At 66.9% G+C, this 17093-nt stretch carries 17 protein-coding genes; 14 read left to right on the top strand and 3 right to left on the bottom strand.

Translation table 11 applies throughout. The features are described 5' to 3' along the window. Nucleotides 1-156: 156 nt before the first annotated feature. The 8 genes from NQJ30_RS03220 to NQJ30_RS03255 all read left to right on the top strand — a co-directional run bounded on the left by NQJ30_RS03220 (nucleotide 157) and on the right by NQJ30_RS03255 (nucleotide 9492). Nucleotides 157-1851, top strand: a complete 1695-nt coding sequence (locus NQJ30_RS03220; RefSeq protein WP_255768287.1) for a hypothetical protein — start codon at nucleotides 157-159, stop codon at nucleotides 1849-1851. A gap of 57 nt (nucleotides 1852-1908) precedes the next feature. Further along, nucleotides 1909-2904 carry a tetratricopeptide repeat protein gene (locus NQJ30_RS03225; protein ID WP_255768288.1) on the top strand — a complete coding sequence of 332 codons (996 nt, stop codon included), beginning with the start codon at nucleotides 1909-1911 and terminating at the stop codon, nucleotides 2902-2904. Next, nucleotides 2905-4002: an NADH:flavin oxidoreductase/NADH oxidase gene (locus NQJ30_RS03230; RefSeq protein WP_255768289.1), complete on the top strand. Its 1098-nt coding sequence runs from the start codon at nucleotides 2905-2907 to the stop codon at nucleotides 4000-4002. 75 nt (nucleotides 4003-4077) lie between these two features. Then, nucleotides 4078-4869 (top strand): ABC transporter ATP-binding protein, encoded by a 792-nt coding sequence (locus tag NQJ30_RS03235; protein ID WP_255768290.1) that lies wholly within the window; start codon nucleotides 4078-4080, stop codon nucleotides 4867-4869. Further along, the gene (locus tag NQJ30_RS03240; protein WP_255768291.1) at nucleotides 4851-6422 is read left to right on the top strand and encodes a transporter; all 1572 of its coding nucleotides are present in this window, start codon (nucleotides 4851-4853) and stop codon (nucleotides 6420-6422) included. The genes NQJ30_RS03235 and NQJ30_RS03240 overlap by 19 nt, the downstream gene beginning before the upstream one ends. 45 nt (nucleotides 6423-6467) lie before the next feature. Then, entirely contained in the window at nucleotides 6468-7247 is a 780-nt protein-coding gene (nagB, locus tag NQJ30_RS03245; protein WP_255768292.1) for a glucosamine-6-phosphate deaminase, read from the top strand. 122 nt (nucleotides 7248-7369) lie between these two features. Then, on the top strand, nucleotides 7370-7711 hold the full coding sequence (locus NQJ30_RS03250) for a DUF3039 domain-containing protein (RefSeq protein ID WP_255768293.1): 342 nt from the start codon (nucleotides 7370-7372) through the stop codon (nucleotides 7709-7711). Then, complete coding sequence (locus tag NQJ30_RS03255; protein WP_255768294.1) at nucleotides 7711-9492, top strand: DEAD/DEAH box helicase; 1782 nt, start codon at nucleotides 7711-7713, stop codon at nucleotides 9490-9492. Before NQJ30_RS03250 ends, NQJ30_RS03255 begins: the two co-directional genes overlap by 1 nt. Before the next feature lie 100 nt (nucleotides 9493-9592). On the opposite strand, the gene NQJ30_RS03260 is transcribed toward NQJ30_RS03255, so the two are convergent. Together NQJ30_RS03260 and NQJ30_RS03265 are read right to left on the bottom strand one after the other, a co-directional pair. After that, the gene (locus tag NQJ30_RS03260; protein WP_255768295.1) at nucleotides 9593-10225 is read right to left on the bottom strand and encodes an isochorismatase family protein; all 633 of its coding nucleotides are present in this window, start codon (nucleotides 10223-10225) and stop codon (nucleotides 9593-9595) included. Nucleotides 10226-10234: 9 nt separating this feature from the next. Then, entirely contained in the window at nucleotides 10235-11563 is a 1329-nt protein-coding gene (locus tag NQJ30_RS03265; RefSeq protein WP_255768296.1) for a nicotinate phosphoribosyltransferase, read from the bottom strand. Nucleotides 11564-11777: 214 nt separating this feature from the next. Between NQJ30_RS03265 and clpS the strand changes: the two genes are divergently transcribed. The 6 genes from clpS (at nucleotide 11778) to rdgB (ending at nucleotide 16210) form a co-directional block, all read left to right on the top strand. Then, nucleotides 11778-12161 carry an ATP-dependent Clp protease adapter ClpS gene (gene clpS / locus NQJ30_RS03270; RefSeq protein WP_255768297.1) on the top strand — a complete coding sequence of 128 codons (384 nt, stop codon included), beginning with the start codon at nucleotides 11778-11780 and terminating at the stop codon, nucleotides 12159-12161. Beyond that, nucleotides 12154-12720, top strand: coding sequence for a DUF2017 domain-containing protein (locus tag NQJ30_RS03275; protein ID WP_255768298.1), 567 nt, complete (start codon nucleotides 12154-12156; stop codon nucleotides 12718-12720). Before clpS ends, NQJ30_RS03275 begins: the two co-directional genes overlap by 8 nt. A 119-nt stretch (nucleotides 12721-12839) precedes the next feature. Continuing rightward, on the top strand, nucleotides 12840-13868 hold the full coding sequence (murI, locus tag NQJ30_RS03280) for a glutamate racemase (RefSeq protein ID WP_374113210.1): 1029 nt from the start codon (nucleotides 12840-12842) through the stop codon (nucleotides 13866-13868). Then, on the top strand, nucleotides 13865-14662 hold the full coding sequence (locus NQJ30_RS03285) for an MBL fold metallo-hydrolase (RefSeq protein ID WP_255768300.1): 798 nt from the start codon (nucleotides 13865-13867) through the stop codon (nucleotides 14660-14662). The genes murI and NQJ30_RS03285 overlap by 4 nt, the downstream gene beginning before the upstream one ends. Nucleotides 14663-14738: 76 nt before the next feature. Beyond that, entirely contained in the window at nucleotides 14739-15497 is a 759-nt protein-coding gene (gene rph / locus NQJ30_RS03290; RefSeq protein WP_304663778.1) for a ribonuclease PH, read from the top strand. 2 nt (nucleotides 15498-15499) lie between these two features. Next, nucleotides 15500-16210, top strand: a complete 711-nt coding sequence (gene rdgB, locus NQJ30_RS03295) for an RdgB/HAM1 family non-canonical purine NTP pyrophosphatase (protein ID WP_255768301.1) — start codon at nucleotides 15500-15502, stop codon at nucleotides 16208-16210. A gap of 101 nt (nucleotides 16211-16311) precedes the next feature. Here rdgB and NQJ30_RS03300 read toward each other — a convergent pair whose 3' ends face one another. Next, on the bottom strand, nucleotides 16312-17082 hold the full coding sequence (locus tag NQJ30_RS03300; protein ID WP_308215147.1) for a VTT domain-containing protein: 771 nt from the start codon (nucleotides 17080-17082) through the stop codon (nucleotides 16312-16314). Nucleotides 17083-17093: the final 11 nt, after the last annotated feature.

Raw genomic sequence — 17093 nt, forward strand, 5'->3', positions numbered from 1 at the left:
CAAACACTATCAGCAGCCTTGCTAACCGTTGCGGGGACGCCCGGCGGACACTTAAATCGTTGCCCGCCGGAGGGTGTCCCGGCGGCCGCATCCGGGGTCCTGGTAACAAAACCGTTACTATTGAAGGCAAACCCCCGCTGATGATAGGTGTTTCCTTTGCGTTTCAAGACTGCAGTCGCACTCGTGCTGCTCGGCCTCCTGACACTTCTGGCCGGTATCGGCCAGAAAACCATCTGGGCTCCGTCCGAGACCTTCACGGCCTCGGCACCCTCGGACGCCGCCAAGGCACCACTGACCGTCATTGACCAGAAACTGCGCACCCAGCAGGGCGGAACAGTGAAGATCAACGTGGAGGGCGACGGCAACTTCCTCCTGGCGGTCGGCCGGCCCGACGACGTTGCCGCCTGGGTAGGCAAAACGGCGCACAACACCGTCACCGGGGTTTCAGAGAAGAAGGACGCCCTGGTGGTGGAGCATGCCGACGGCGACGCCACAGCCCCGAATCCGGCCGGATCAGACCTTTGGGTGTCCACTGAAAGCGCAAGCGGTGAACTGCAGTACTCGTGGACGCCTCCGGCGGACGGCGAGTGGTCCCTCATGCTGGCAACGGACGGCACCCAGCCTGCGCCGTCGGCCATCTCCATGACCTTCCCGAATGACACCTCCACCCCCTGGGCCGTTCCGCTGATGGTCATCGGCGGCCTCCTGATCCTCGCCGGCATTGCCCTGTCCATCCTCTCCGCACGCAAGCGCGACGGTGAAGGCGACGGTCAGGGCAGCCCCTTCGCGCGGCGTGCGCGTGCCAAGGCCGAGTCGAAGTCCGGCCGGCTGGGCATGGTGTCCGGCGGCATGGTCACCGCCGCCGTCACGGCAGTGGTAGTGGCCGGAACGGGCCTCGCAGCCAATGCGGCCACCTCGCCCGCCCCGGCCCCCACCGCGGGAGCGGCCACCGCTCCCGTCCAGCCGGCCTCGCCTGTCCTGCTGGACGCCCAGTTCCGGCGCATCCTTGAGCAGGTCTCCAGCGCTACGGACGCCGGTGACGGCGCAAAGGATGCCGCCAAGCTCGCAGACCGCGTGGGCGGCACGGAGCTTGAGGTGCGCACGCAGAATTACAAGATCCGCTCCCAGGTGGGCACGTACGAGGCCCGGATGCCGGTGCGCTCCACCAAGCTCCTCACCACCGTGGTCACCAGCGACCGCAGCTGGCCCCGCTCCGTCCTTGCCGTGACGCAGGGTGAGGGCAACGTGGTCCCGCAGCTCCTGACCCTCGTGCAGCCCTCGGCTCGGGAGAACTACAAGCTGACAGAGACCACCCCGCTGCAGCCGGGAACCACCTTCCCCGCCATCAGCCGCGACGGCACGCAGACAATGGCTGCCAGTGACAAGGACGGCCTGCTGTACAGCGGCGAAGAAGCCCTCGCCGGGCTGGCAGACCGCCTGACCAACCCCGAGTCCAGCTTCAAGGACAAGGTGGTGGAAGGCGAGTCCTCGCCGTACATCGCCGACACCCTCTCCTACCAGGCCGAGGTTGTTTCCTCCGGCGCCAACGGTAACTTCTCCTTCACCCACAAGGTGGTGCCGGAAAGCACTGTTGTGTTCCGCACTGCCGACGGCGGCGCCCTGGTGATGGGCCGGATCAACTTCGGCTTCGACGGCACGCCCAAGGCGTCCGGTGACAAGCTCACCATCGGTGACGACGCCGCAGCGCTCGCGGGCGGCAAGGAAACCACCACCGGCATGGTGCTGAACTTTGCTGAATCGATGGCCGTCTACGTGCCGCCGGCAGGATCAACCGATCCCATGCGGCTGGTCGCCGCCACGCGCGGCCTGGTGGGCGCAAGCTTCAAGTAACCGCCCAATAAGCGTTCGTTACTCCTGGCAGCGGCCGGAGTGGCTAGAGTGGAAAGCATGAGTTCGCCAGCTTCCCGCCCTGTCCCTCCAGCCGCTGCCAACCTGCTTAACCTGCGCGGCGCCGTCGACCTTTCATCCCTCAAGCAGCGCCCGGCGTCCCCCGCCGGCAGCGGCGCTCCGGGCGCCCCGGCAGCCAGCGGAACCGCCGCCAACGGAACCGCAGATGCGGGGACCGCGCCGCTGCGGGTCACCGTCACCGAAGGAAACTTCCAGGACCTCGTGGAGCTTTCCGCCCAGGTTCCTGTTGTCTTCGCCCTCTGGGCTACCTATTCGCCGGAGTCGGCCGCGATGGTGGACTCCCTGGAACAGGTCATCAACGGCTACGGGGGCCGGCTGGTGCTCGGCGCCGCGGACATTGATGCCTTCCCGCAGCTGGCACAGGCCTTCCAGGTCCAGGCCGTCCCCACCGCGGTGGCAGTGATCAAGGGCCAGCCGGTGCCGCTCTTCCAGGGCGGTGCCGACGACGCCCAGATCCGGCCGCTGCTGGATGAACTGCTCAAGGTTGCGGCGGCAAACGGGGTGACCGGGAGCCTGGGTGCCGGCGCACCCCAGGACGCCGAACCGGCACCGCTGCCCCCACTGCATCAGGCGGCGTTCGACGCCATCGAAGCGGGGGACTACGAAGCCGCCGCCGTGGCCTACCGCCAGGCATTGCTGGAAATGCCCTCGGACGCCGACGCCAAGGCGGGCCTGGCGCAGGTGGAGCTGATGGCACGGCTGCAACCGCTGTCTGCCCAGGACACCGAAGGCCTGCGCGCCCTCGCGGCCAACGAACCCGACAAACTTGACGCCCAGCTCGGCGTCGCGGATCTTGACGTGGCCGGCGGCCATGTGGAGGACGCGCTGAACCGCGTGGTCAGCTTCATCGGGCGGAACTTCGGCCCGGAACGGGAGACGGCCCGCCTGCGGCTCCTCGAGCTCTTTGACGTGGTGGGCACGCACGATGACCGCGTAGCCAAGGCCCGGCAGGCCCTCGCCCGGGTGCTGTTCTAGATGTCCGCACTGTTCCAGCCGCTGCAGCTCCGGTCGCTTGAGCTCGCCCACCGGGGCTGGGTCTCGCCGATGTGCCAATACAGCTGCGATCCCGACGACGCCCCGGGGGTTCCGACCGACTGGCACCTCATGCATCTGGGCTCCTTCGCCGTGGGCGGTGCCGCGCTGATCCTCACCGAGGCGGCGGCAGTGAACCCGGCGGGCCGCATCAGTCCACGGGACGCCGGAATCTACAACGACGCACAGGCTGAGGCCTGGGCCCGGATCAACGCTTTTGTGCACCGCCATGGCGTTGCCGGCACGAAAACGGGGGTCCAGTTGGCCCACGCCGGCCGGAAGGCGTCCACCTACTGGCCGTTCTCCGGGCAGCGGGGGAGTGTGCCCGAATCCGACGGCGGCTGGACCACCGTGGGGCCGTCGGCGTCCGCGTTCGAAGGGTACGCCGAGCCCGCCGCGATGACCGCGGAGCAGATCAAGGACGTCATCGGCGACTTTGCCGCGGCTGCCGTGCGAGCCGTGGAAGCAGGGTTCGACACCATGGAAATCCACGGTGCGCACGGTTACCTGCTGCACCAGTTCCAGAGCCCGCTGATCAATACCCGGACCGACTCCTGGGGCGGGGACGAGGCCGGACGCAACCGCCTGACACTCGCCGTCGTTGATGCCGTGCGCGCGGTTATTCCGGACGGCATGCCGCTGCTGCTGCGCATCTCCGCCACCGACTGGGCAGAAAACGGGATCGACATCGGGGCGTCGGTGCGCCTCGCCAAGGAAGCCCACGAACACGGCGTGGACCTCATTGATGTCTCCAGCGGGGGCGCAGTGGCCCACCAGCAGATCAAGCCCGGCCCCGGCTACCAGACCGGATTCTCGGCACGGATCCGGCGTGAAACCGGCGTTCGCACCGGCACCGTGGGACTCCTGACCTCTGCCGGACAGGCCGAACACGCCGTGGCCACTGCCCAGGCGGACGGCGTGTTTATTGCCAGGGCCGCCCTCCGCGACCCGCACTGGTGGCTCCGGGCGGCCTTCGAACTGGGCTACGACATCACCTGGGCCCCGCAGTACGAGCGTGCCGTGCCCCGGCATTCGTTCTAGGCGCTTGTCCTACGCCTTGGGACCTACTCCTGCGGGAGGACCCGGGCACGGGAGCGGCAGGACTAGGCTGGCGGTATGACTGCTCCGCAACCAGACCCGGCGCAACCGGGCCCGATTCCAGCACTGTCCATCCGCGGCCTTGCCAAGCGGTTCGGTGACAAGATTGCCGTGGACGGCATCAGCCTCGACGTTCCGGCAGGCTCATTTTTCGGCATTGTCGGACCCAATGGCGCCGGAAAAACCACCACCCTGTCCATGGCCACGGGACTGCTGCGGCCCGACTTCGGCACGACAGTGGTCCACGGGGTCGACGTCTGGGCCAGGCCGTTGGAAGCCAAGCGGCTCATGGGGATCCTCCCTGACGGGGTCCGCCTCTTTGACCGGCTCACGGGCGAGCAACTGGTCACCTATGCCGGGCTGTTGCGTGGCATGGACAAGGACGTTGTGGCGTCGCGCGTGGCGGAACTGTTGTCAGCGCTGGACCTGGCCCAGGACGCCGGGAAGCTGGTGGTGGACTACTCGGCTGGCATGACCAAGAAGATCGCCCTGGCCTCGGCGCTGATCCACGCTCCGCGGCTGCTGGTGCTGGATGAGCCCTTCGAAGCCGTTGACCCCGTCTCCGCGGCAAACATCCGCTCCATTCTGGACAGCTACGTCTCGTCCGGGGGAACGGTCATCGTCTCCAGCCACGTGATGGACCTTGTCCAGCGCATGTGCGACAACGTTGCCGTGGTGGCCGCCGGACGCCTGCTGGCTGCAGGGACCGTGGACGAAGTCCGCGCCGGCGCATCCCTGGAGGACAGGTTCGTCCAGCTGGTGGGCGGACGGAGCCACACGGAGGGCCTGGAATGGTTGCGCACCTTTTAAGGCTCAAACTGACCCTGCTGCGAAATGGCCTGCGGCGCAGCCCCTGGCAGCTGGTGGGCTTGGCGGTCGGCGGCCTGTACGCGCTCGGAATTGTCGGTTCACTGGTTGTGGCCCTGCTGGTGTTGAGGCAGGAAGGCCACGAGCTGGCGCAGACTGCCGTCGTCCTCGGCGGTTCGGCGGCCCTTCTGGGCTGGGGCATTCTGCCGGTGGCTACTGCATCAGCAGACATGACGCTCGACCCTGCACGCTTCACCACCTTCGCGGTTCCGATGCGGCAACTCCTGGCCGGCCTGGCACTGGGCGGCCTGATCGGAATTCCGGGTGTCGCCACCACGCTGGTAGCCCTGGCAACGGTATGGACGTGGTCCCACGGCATCGTTTCCGCGCTGGCGGCGCTGGTTGGCGCGGTCCTGGGTGTCTTGACCTGTGTTGTGCTGTCAAAGGTGGTCACCACAGCCACCGCGAGCCTTGCTTCGTCGCGCCGTTTCAAGGACATCAGTGCGGTGATCTTTATGGTTCCGCTGGTCCTCCTGGGCCCCATCGCGGCCGGTGTGTCGCAAGGGATCACGGCGTCCGCCGGTTTCCTGCCGGACTTTGCGCGAACTCTTGCGTGGACGCCACTGGGTGCTGTGTGGTCCCTGGGCGGGGATGTTGCTGCCGGACAGCCGGGAGCGGCAGCCCTGAAGCTCCTGATTGCACTGGCCACCCTTGCCGGTTTGGCCTGGTGCTGGAAAGTGCTCCTTGAGCGCGCCCTCGTTAATCCCCCGTACGCCGGCGGCGGGAACCGGAAAGGCGGCAAGCTGGGACTGTTCGCCGTCCTGCCTGCAACGCCGACGGGTGCCGTAACGGCCCGGGCGCTCACCTATTGGTTCCGCGACCCCAGGTACGGCGGATCGCTGATCGTTATCCCGCTGCTCGCCGTGGTGATGTTCTTCCAGGGAAGTCAGGGCAGCGGCTTCGGGCTCCTCGCGGTCATGGGCCCGCTGACGGCATTTTTGATGGCGTGGTCCATCTCGGCTGATGTCTCGTACGACAACACCGCCTTCGCGCTCCATCTCACCACCGGGGTGAGCGGTGTCGCGGACCGGTTGGGACGGGCCCTGGCCTGCCTGACCCTGGCGGTCCCGGTGGTTCTGATATTCGCAGTGGTGCCCTTCGTCTTCACGGGCACCTGGGAGTGGCTGCCCGGAGTCCTGGGGCTGTCGGCGGGTATCCTGCTGACCGGCCTCGGTCTCTCCTCGGTACTGTCCGCCCGCTACAACATTGCCGTTCCGTTGCCCGGTGACAGCCCTTTCAAGAAGCCACCGGGCAACGTCGGACAGACCATGGCGGTCCAGTTTGGCGGCATGGGGGTGCTGGCCATCCTGGTCCTGCCCGAGGCCGTGCTGATCATCGCGCAGAGTGTGACCGGCGATGTCCTCTTCGGCTGGCTGAACCTGGTGGTTGGCCCGGTCCTGGGACTGGTACTTTTCGGAGTGGGCATCAGGATTGGCGGGCGCTGGCTGGACCGGCGGGGGCCGGAAATGCTTGCCCAACTGACCGTGAACCGCTGACACGGCAGAACAGCAGGAAACAGGACTCCAGAAAGGGTGGCCGCAGTGGAAGTAGTGATCCTTCCGGGCAGCAAACAGATCGGGAAACTTGCCGCAGACGCTGTCGAGGCACTCCTGCTGCGCAAGCCCAACGCTGTCCTGGGGCTGGCCACCGGTTCCTCGCCCCTGCCTGTCTACGACGAACTGGCTGCCCGGCACGAGCGCGGACTGGACTTCAGCGCCGCGCACGCCTTTGCCCTGGATGAATATGTGGGCCTCGCGCCCGGGCATCCGGAATCGTACCGGGAAGTCATCAGGCGCGAGTTCACCAGCCGGGTGAACATCCTTCCGGAGAACGTCCACACCCCCGACGGGTCCGCGGCTGACATCCCGGCGGAATGCCGGGCCTACGAGGACCGGATGCAGGCCGTAGGCGGCGTGGACCTCCAGATCCTGGGCGTGGGAACGGACGGCCATATCGGCTTCAACGAGCCGGGCTCATCGCTCGCGTCCCGGACCCGCATCAAGACCCTGATTGAGCAGACTCGGCGCGATAACGCACGGTTCTTCTCCGGGCTTGCCGACGTGCCCCACCACGTTCTGACGCAGGGACTGGGCACCATCCTGGAAGCCCGGCACGTTGTCCTGGTGGCCACGGGAGCGCAGAAGTCGCCCGTGGTGCGCGACTTCGTGGAAGGGCCTGTCTCCGCGATCTGCCCGGCGTCGGTCCTCCAGTTCCACCCGCACGCCACTATCCTGGTGGACGAGGCCGCGGCGTCTTCGCTGCGGCTCGCCGACTTTTACCGGCACACCCATGACCACAAACCTTCCTGGCAGGGGCTGTAACACTTCCCACATTCCGGCGGCCGCCCCCCGGCGGTTTCCGGGGGAACGGACGACGGCGGCGGGTGCGGCGGGAGCGAAACGGACCTCCCGGCGTCGAACGGCCGCCGTCCCGGGACGCTAAGATGGATGCCATGACTAGCATGACGGACCCTCTCGAAAACGACCCGATGCGCGAGCTTTCCGGGGCTGGAACGTCCACGGCCACTATTGAGCGCGAAGAGCTGCGCCAGGAAGTGGAACCCGGTGACCGGGAACGCTTCTCACACTATGTGCGCAAGGAAAAGATCATGGAGTCCGCGCTGACGGGCGAGCCCGTCATTGCCCTGTGTGGCAAAGTGTGGACGCCCGGCCGGGACCCGCAGAAGTTCCCGGTCTGCCCCATGTGCAAAGAGGTTTATGACGGCCTCCGCCCGGGCAACGACGGCGGCAAGGGTCCCGGAGGGGACTCAGGCACCAACAAATAGTGACGGAGACGCTCTTTGGCGGCCCCACCCTGCCTCCGGCCTACCCGGAACGCGCAGCCTGGGGAACCGCCCCGAAACTCCGTGCCTGGCAGCAGGAAGCCCTTGATATCTACTTCACCCGTGCGCCCCGGGACTTCCTGGCCGTAGCCACGCCCGGCGCCGGTAAGACCACCTTCGCCCTGCGTGTCGCATCCATGCTGATCGAGTCGGGGACGGTCAACCGCGTCACCATCGTGGCGCCAACGGACCACCTGAAGCGTCAGTGGGCCGATGCCGCCGCCAAAGTAGGTATCGCCATCGATCCCAACTTCAAGAATTCGGACGGCCAGCACGGCCGGGGGTTCATTGGCGTGGCCGTCACGTATGCGCAGGTGGCGAGCAAGCCTATGCTGCACCGGGCCAAGACGGAGGCTGCCCGCACGCTGGTGATCCTCGATGAGATCCACCACGGCGGCGAGGCCCTGTCGTGGGGTGACGGCCTGCGGGAAGCGTTTGATCCCGCCGCCCGGCGGCTGTCCCTGACGGGCACGCCCTTCCGCTCGGACACCTCGCCCATACCCTTCGTGGAATACGCGGAGGACCGGGACGGCATCCGCCGCTCGAAGGCCGATTACACCTACGGCTACGGGAACGCCCTGCGTGACCATGTGGTGCGGCCGGTCATGTTTATGGCCTACTCGGGCCAGATGCGGTGGCGCACCAGCGCCGGCGAAGAGATGGCGGCCTCCCTAGGCGAAGCAGCTGTCACGAAAGACATCACCGCCCACGCCTGGCGGACTGCGTTGAACCCGACAGGTGAATGGATCCCCGCGGTCCTGGCCGGCGCGGACAAGCGCCTGAGCGAAGTGCGGCGTTCGGTTCCGGATGCCGGCGGACTGGTCATCGCCACCGACCACGAGGACGCCAGGGCCTACGCCGGGCAGCTGAAGCGGATCACCGGCGAATCACCCACCGTGATTCTCTCCGACGATGCCAAGGCCTCGGAGAAGATCGAAGAGTTCACCGCGAGCGAGAAACGGTGGATGGTTGCCGTCCGCATGGTGTCTGAAGGGGTGGACGTACCCCGGCTCTCCGTGGGTGTCTACGCGACGTCCACCTCCACTCCGCTGTTCTTCGCGCAGGCCGTGGGACGTTTCGTCCGTGCCCGGAAGCGTGGCGAGACCGCATCGGTGTTCCTCCCGTCCGTGCCCACGCTGATGGCGCTGGCCAACTCCATGGAAATGGAGCGGGACCACGCGCTGGACCGTCCCGAGAAGGAAGACGGTGACGGTCTCTTCAACCCTGAAGATTCCCTGATGGCCGAGGCCAACCGGGAGGACAAGGCGTCGGACAGCCTCACCAAGGGCAAGTTCGAGGCACTCGATTCCCAGGCGTCGTTTGACCGCGTGCTGTTCGACGGCGGCGAATTCGGGACCGGGGGAGAGGTAGGCTCCGAGGAGGAACTGGACTTTCTGGGTATCCCCGGTCTGCTGGACGCCGAACAGGTGGGAACGTTGCTGCGGCAGCGCCAGCACGATCAGCTCAACCGGAAGAACCGGCGCGCGCCAGCGGCGGAGCAGGCGCCTGCCCCTGCCATTCCTGACCACCGGATGCTGATGGACCTGCGTAACGAGCTGGCCAAAAACGTGGCTGCCTGGGCTGCACGAACCGGGACTCCGCACGGTGTGGTGCACACTAAGCTCCGAACCGTCTGCGGCGGCCCGCCCGTAGCGCAGGCCAACGAGGAACAGCTGCAGTCGCGGCTGCGGAAGCTCCAGGACTGGTTCATCGGCCGCAAGTAGCCGCGGGCCGGCATGCCTTAAGATCTGGAATGCCTTAAGCAAAGGTGGGCCCGGCGCACAGCGCCGGGCCCACCTTGCTATTCGAACTGTTAGGACTGCCTCAGGAGACGTCCACGCCACCAAGTTCCATTTCGGCCACGGCATCGTCGAGATCCTCGGCGATGCCCGCCGTCAGGGAACGGATGACCGTCACGGAGTAGCCCGCCTGGACGGCATCAAGGGCCGTTGCCATGACGCAGTAGTCGGTGGCGATCCCCACCACCACCACGTCCTCGACATCGTGGCTTTGGAGCCAGTCGTCCAGGCCGATGGCGTCATCGGCCGGCGCATAGGCGTCTGCGTCAGCCGGCAGGGAGCCGGGCTGCCGGTCGCCCGTGGGCACGGCATCCTCAGGAGCCAGCAGTCCCTCGAAGCCGGAATAGGCCGCCGTAAACTGGCCCTTCTGGAAATAGGCCTGGATGTATTCGGTGTCCAGGTCAGGGTGGAGTTCGGCGCCGCGGGTGCCGGCAACGCAATGCGGCGGCCAGCTGTCCTTGAAGTCGGGCGTCTCGGAGAAGTGCGCGCCGGGATCAATATGCCAGTCCTGGGTGGCCACAATATGGTCGAACTCGCGGTGGTGGGCATCCACGTACTCGCTGATCGCGCCGGCCACCTCAGCCCCTCCGGCCACAGCGAGGGAACCGCCCTCGCAGAAGTCGTTCTGAACGTCAACGATAATCAGGGCGCGGGACATCGGTCCTCCTCAGTTTTCTTCATAGAGAGTAGGGATGGCAGGCTCTCCACGCTGCAGGCGGTTGACCACCGGCGGCAGTTCGGCCATGGTGTCGGCGTGCCGCTGCCTGGCCCGGACCACACCCTCGGATCCCGTCCACCCGGGCAGCAGCTCGCCGTTCTTCATAAACTGCTGCAGCAGCGGCCGGTCGTTCCCGTCGTCCTCGGGCCGGTGGCCGATGCCCACAATTTCCTGGGTGGCGATGCCGCGCTCGTTGAGCTTGCGCAGTGCATACTTCCGGCCGCCCATGCTGGTCTTGTTCTTGGCGGCCTTGGCTACCGGGACGAAATTGCCGGCATCGTCCGCGCGGCTGACCAGCTTGTACACCATGCTGGCGGTGGGCGCGCCGGAACCTGTCACCAGGGACGTGCCCACCCCGTAGGAATCAACAGGGGCCGACTGCAGCGCCGCGATGGCGAACTCGTCCAGGTCCGAGGTGACCATGATCCTGGTGTGCTCATTGCCCAACTGGTCGAGCAGCTGGCGCACCGACGACGCCTGGGCTATCAGGTCGCCTGAGTCCAGCCGGACACCGCCCAGGTTTGGCCCCGCCAACTCGACGGCGGCACGGACCGCCGCTTCGACGTCGTACGTATCCACCAGGAGGGACGTGCCCACGCCCAGGGACGCGAGCTGCGCCTCAAAGGCGTCCCGCTCGGTGTCGTGGAGGAGCGTGAAGGAGTGAGCGGCGGTACCCACGCTCTTGATGCCGTAGCGGAAGGCCGCCTCAAGGTTTGAAGTGCTGTGGAACCCTGCGATGACGGCGGCCCGGGCGGCCGCAACCGCAGACTCCTCATGCGTGCGGCGGGAGCCCATCTCGATGCAGGGCCGGTTGCCCGCCGCCGTGATCATCCGCGACGCCGCCGAAGCGATGGCGGAGTCATGGTTCAGCACGGACAGCACGTACGTCTCCAGCATGCAGGCCTCGGCAAACGTCGACTCCACAATCAGGATGGGCGAGTTGGGGAAATACGCCTCGCCCTCGGCGTAGCCCCAGATGTCCCCGCTGAACCGGTAATTCGCCAGGTAGTCCAGGGTGTCCTGGTTCACCACCCCCGTGCGGCCCAGGAAATCGAGCTCGGCTTCACCGAACCGGAAATCGGCGATGCCTTCCAGGAGCCGGCCCGTGCCCCCCACAATCCCGTACCGCCGGCCGTCCGGGAGGCGCCGGGCAAAGGCCTCGAAAACCGACCGGCGGTGCGCGGCCCCCGAATGGAGCGACGCCTGCAGCATGGTCAGCTCATAGTGGTCTGTGTACAGGGACGTGCGGGGATGGTCCCAGCCGGCAGAGGTACTCACAAAATTCACTCTAGTCCCCACCGGCTCCCACGTCTCGCTCCGCTTCGCCGCGGGCCCCTCGCCGGCGTGGCCCCACCCACCGGCTCCCACGTCTCGCTCCGCTTCGCCGCGGGCCCCTCGCCGGCGTGGCCCCACCCACCGGCTCCCACGTCTCGCTCCGCTTCGCCGCGGGCCCCTCGCCGGCGTGGGCCCCTTATCCCCATAGAATGGACAGATGAGCTTAAGCGTTGCGCCCGGCCCCGCTACCAGGGAGGGCACCCGGACCGGTACAGAGTCGTCCACAGACACCCTGACCGCCCCGGACATCCCCTGGAACCTGGTGATCTGGAATGATCCCGTCAACCTGATGAGCTACGTGAGCTACGTCTTCCAGAGTTATTTCGGCTACCCGGAGAGCAAAGCCAACAAGCTGATGATGGAAGTCCATAAAAAAGGACGGTCCATCGTTGCGCACGGCAGCAAGGAACAGGTTGAACGCCACGCTGTTGCCATGCACGGCTATGGCCTCTGGGCCACCGTGGAAAAAGCAACCGGCGGCAACAGCGGGAAGTCAGGGAAATCCGGCGGGTCCGGGCAGGGCAAGGGGAAACGTGGCTAAGGCATTCAAATACGGGCTCAAGGGCATCACCGGGTTCCTTGAGCCTGCCGAACGTGAGTTGCTCCGCAGCCTGATCAGCGACGTCATCTCCATGCTCCAGCCGGCCGAACACGCCAGCCAGGATCCGCTCGCGGCCCTGATCGGCCTGGACATGGATGTCAAGGAACCAACGGACCGCGCCGTGAAGCGGCTCCTGCCCAACGTCATGAAGGACGACGACGGCGCGTCCCTGGAGTTCCGCCAGCTCACCGAGCGCTCGCTGCGGGAAACCAAAATTGGCGCGCTGCGGGCCGCCGCACTGGATCTCGACAAGGACGACATCGTCCTGACGGCGGACGCGGCCAGGCACTGGTCCATGGCCCTGAACGATGTCCGCCTGGTGCTGGCCGAACGCCTGGACATCCGGGACGAGGCAGACGCCGAGCATGTACACCGGATGCAGGACTGGTCCCAGGCCGAGGACGTGGAAAGCTACCTCGCCCTGGTGTACAACTTCACTACCTGGCTGCAGGAGTCCTTGGTGCAGGCCATGCTCCAGTCCTTGGATTCACGCGCCTGACCCTGCGGCCTGCTGTCCGCTGATCCGCCGGCGCGGGCCGCAGTGTGACAAATTCGACATGAGTGCGCCGCCACAATGTGATGGCTGCGGCCGCAGGGAAGACCTATCCTCGAATAATCATGACTACAGCCTCGAGCACGGACCCGGTAGCCGCAGCAGCACGGGAGACCGCAGCCAGCAACAGCGCCGGCCTGGTGGGATCCCGCCCTCTTGGCGTCTTTGATTCGGGCGTCGGCGGGCTGACCGTGGCGCGGTCCATCATCGACCAACTGCCCAACGAGTCCATCCTGTACGTGGGGGACACCGCCAACGGACCGTACGGGCCGTTGCCCATCGCCGAAGTCAGGGCGAACGCCCTGGGCGTGATGGACGAACTGGTGGACTCCGGTGTCAAGCTGCTCACCATTGCCTGCAACTCGGCGTCAGCCGCTGTCCTCCGGGACGCCCGCGAGAGGTACACCGCCAAGTACGGCATCCCCGTCATCGAAGTCATCCAGCCCGCGGTCCGGCGGGCAGTTGCCGCCACCCGGACCGGGCGCGTCGGCGTCATCGGAACCTCGGCCACCGTAGGCTCCCGCGCGTACGAGGACACCTTCGCGGCCGCGCCGGACCTGGCCATCACGTCCGTGGCCTGCCCGGCGTTCGTCAGCTATGTGGAAGCCGGCATCACCACCGGCCCCGAGCTTCTCGCCGTCGCCGAAGAATACCTGGCCCCGCTGAAAGCCGCCGGGGTGGACACCGTGGTCCTTGGCTGCACGCACTACCCGCTCCTGACCGGTGTGATTTCGTTTGTGATGGGCGACGCCGTGACCCTCGTGTCCAGCGCCGAGGAAACGGCCAAGGACGTGTACCGGGCATTGGCCAACCACAACCTGCAGCGCACCACCGCAGCCCCGCCGGAGCATCACTTCATCGCCACCGGTGACGCCGCCCAGTTTGAGACCCTGGCCCGCAGGTTCCTGGGCCCCGAAGTCCTCTCCGTACGGCACGTGGACCACGTTGCGGCGCAGTACCCCACCGGGAGCCTGGCCCGCATCACCCCGGAAATGATCGAGGCCGCCCAGCGCGCCAGTGCCCGCCCCGGGCGCACGGGCCAGCGGATTTCCAACTTCGTTGGCGCCCACCGCGCCGGAGGTCCCGCCCAGTGAAACTGACCATCGTGGGCTGTACGGGATCGTTTCCCGGTCCCGGCTCGCCGGCGTCGTGCTATCTCCTGACCGCCAACGACGGCGAGCGGACGTGGAAGATCGTCATGGACCTCGGCAGCGGCGCACTGGGCGCCATCCAGCGGTACACGGACCTGGAGGACATCGACGCGATCTTCCTCACCCACCTGCACCCGGACCATTGCATGGACCTCTGCGGACTGCATGTGGCCGTCCGCTGGAAGCCCGGCGGCTGGGGGCGCGGACGGATCCCGGTGTGGGGTCCCGCCGCAACGGCGGACCGGATGGCCACGGCATACGGGCTGGAACTGGACCCGGGGATGCACGAGGAATTCGACTTCACCAACTGGACCGAGCGGAAGCCCGTCACCGTGGGCCCCTTCACCGTGACACCGTTTGCGGTCAACCACCCGGTGGAGGAAGCCTACGCCCTCCGCGTGGACGTCACCGAGCCGGACAAGGACGGCAACCCCGTCAGCCGGGTCCTGACGTATTCGGGCGATACCGACTCCTGTTCCGGCCTGGAAGAGGCTGCCAAGGACGCGGACATCTTCCTGTGCGAAGCCGCATTTGAGGAGGGCCGCGACGACGCCATCAAGGATGTGCACCTGACCGGCAAGCGTGCGGGGGAGGCCGCAGCTGCCGCCGGGGCCCGCAGGCTGCTGCTCACCCACATCCCGGTGTGGACCTCGCCGAGCATCGTCATGGCCGAGGCCAAGGAAGTGTTTGGGCAGCACGTGGCAGTAGCTGTGGCCGGAGTGCACTACACGATCTAGGCCTCCCGCTTACGGGCGTCACCGGAGCGGCCCGGGCCCGTCGGGCCGCTATGCTGCGAGTCGATAAGCTAATGGCATGACTTCTGAAGCAACTGCAGTGCCCGTAGTGCGCGCCGACGGCCGCGCCCCCGACCAGCTCCGCCCCATCAGCATCACCCGCGGATGGTCCAAGCAGGCCGAGGGATCGGCCCTCATCGAGTTCGGCAACACCCGGGTGCTGTGCACGGCTTCCCTCACAGCAGGCGTACCGCGCTGGCTCAAGGGCGAAGGCCGCGGCTGGGTGACCGCCGAATACGCCATGCTTCCCCGGGCCACCAACACCCGCTCCGACCGTGAATCGGTCAAGGGCAAGATCGGCGGCCGGACGCATGAAATCTCCCGCCTGATCGGCCGTTCGCTGCGCTCCATCATCGACACCAAGGCCCTGGGCGAGAACACGATTGTTCTGGACTGTGACGTCCTCCAGGCCGACGGCGGCACCCGCACCGCGGCCATCACGGGCGCCTATGTGGCCCTGGCCGACGCCATCCGCTTTGCCCGCGACAACAAACTCATCGCGAAGAACGCCCAGCCCCTCGTGGACACCATTGCCGCCGTGTCGGTGGGCATCATCGACGGCATCCCCATGCTGGACCTGCCCTATGTCGAAGACGTCCGCGCCGAGACTGACATGAACGTTGTGGTCACCGGATCCGGGAAGTTTGTCGAAGTCCAGGGCACCGCCGAAGGTGCCCCCTTCGACCGTGACGAGCTTAACCAACTGCTCGATCTTGCCCTGCTGGGCACTACCCAGCTGGCGGCGATCCAGCGCGAAACCCTCGCGGACGCGCTGTGAGCATGGCAGCTCGCGGGGGTGCCTCGCCTGAACAGGGGGTGCCGGACCGGGTGGTGCAGGGCGGCGTGCTGCCGGAAAACACAGCACCGCGGCTGGTGCTCGCCACCCACAACAAGGGCAAGCTTCGGGAACTCCGCGAACTCCTGCGCGGTCAGGTTCCCGGGCTCGACGTCGATACGCAGGTGGTGGACGCCGCTGCGGCAGGTGCCCCCGACGTCGTCGAGACGGGCGTGACGTTCGCCGAGAATTCGCTGCTGAAGGCGAGGGCGGTGGCGGAGGCCACCGGTCTGGTGTCCATCGCGGACGATTCTGGCCTGGCCGTGGACGTCCTCGGCGGGGCGCCCGGGATTTTTTCGGCACGGTGGGCCGGGCGGCACGGCGATGATGCCGCCAACCTCAGGCTCCTGCTCGACCAGCTCTCCGACGTACCGGACGCGCACCGCGGCGCGGCCTTCGTCTGCGCTGCGGCGCTGGCCGTTCCGTCGGCAGGCGGCAGCGGACACGAGGTGGTGGAATACGGCCAGCTCGAGGGCATCCTGCTGCGCGAGCCGCGCGGTGACGGCGGCTTCGGCTATGACCCTGTCCTCCAGCCGGTGGGCGAGGACCGCAGCTGCGCCGAGCTCCTGCCGGCAGAGAAGAACGCCATCAGCCATCGCGGTAAGGCCTTCCGGGCTCTCCTGCCTGCGATCGTCGAGGCCCTGGCCCGCCGGTAGCGGCGGGGCCCACACCCGCGACCGGGACGACTAAGGGAGCCACACACCTGGGTGGCTCCCTTAGTCATTTCCGGAGTCCGCGCGGAGATTGTCCCGGGATCTCAGTCCAGGTTGGTTTTGCGTTCCTCCACGGGCTCGTGCTCTTCGATGAATTCGTCCACGGGATCCGTGCCGAAGCGGGCCGCCTGGCGCTTCGCGGACATGCCCCGGAGAACCTCGATGGCGATCGGTACCACGGAAACCAGCACGATGGCGATGAAGATGATGTCAATGTTGTTGCCCACCCAGCTGAACTGGCCCAGCCAGGCACCCAGGAGCGTGACGCCGCCGCCCCACAGCACGGCGCCGATGACGTTGTAGAGGAAGAATTTCTTCTTGTCCATCTGTGCCACGCCCACGATGACGGGCACGAAGGTCCTGATGATGGGGACAAAACGCGCCAGGATCAGTGCCTTGCCGCCGTGCTTTTCGAAGAACGCGTGCGCGCTCTCCACGTTCTCGCGCTTGAAGAGCCTGGACTCGGGCTTGTTGAAGATGGCGGGCCCGGCCTTGGAACCGATCAGATAGCCGGCCTGGTTCCCGAGGATGGCAGCCACGATGATCAGGGCGCACATGCCCCACAGGTTGAATTTGATGGCGCCGGTGGACACCAGCAGGCCCGCGGTGAACAGCATCGAATCACCGGGCAGGAAGAATCCCACCAGGAGGCCTGTTTCGGCGAACACAATGGCGCAGACCACCAGGACCACCCAGGGCCCGAGCGGCGAGTCGCGAAGGAAGACATCGGGGTTCAGCCAGTCGGGCAGGAACGAGGCCAGCTGTGGCTGGACGGGTCCTGCACCGCCCAGCATGGGCACGGCAAGGTCGCTGATCGCATGAAAGT

The sequence above is a fragment of the Pseudarthrobacter sulfonivorans genome, assembly GCF_024391045.1.
Classification (GTDB): domain Bacteria; phylum Actinomycetota; class Actinomycetes; order Actinomycetales; family Micrococcaceae; genus Arthrobacter; species Arthrobacter sulfonivorans_B.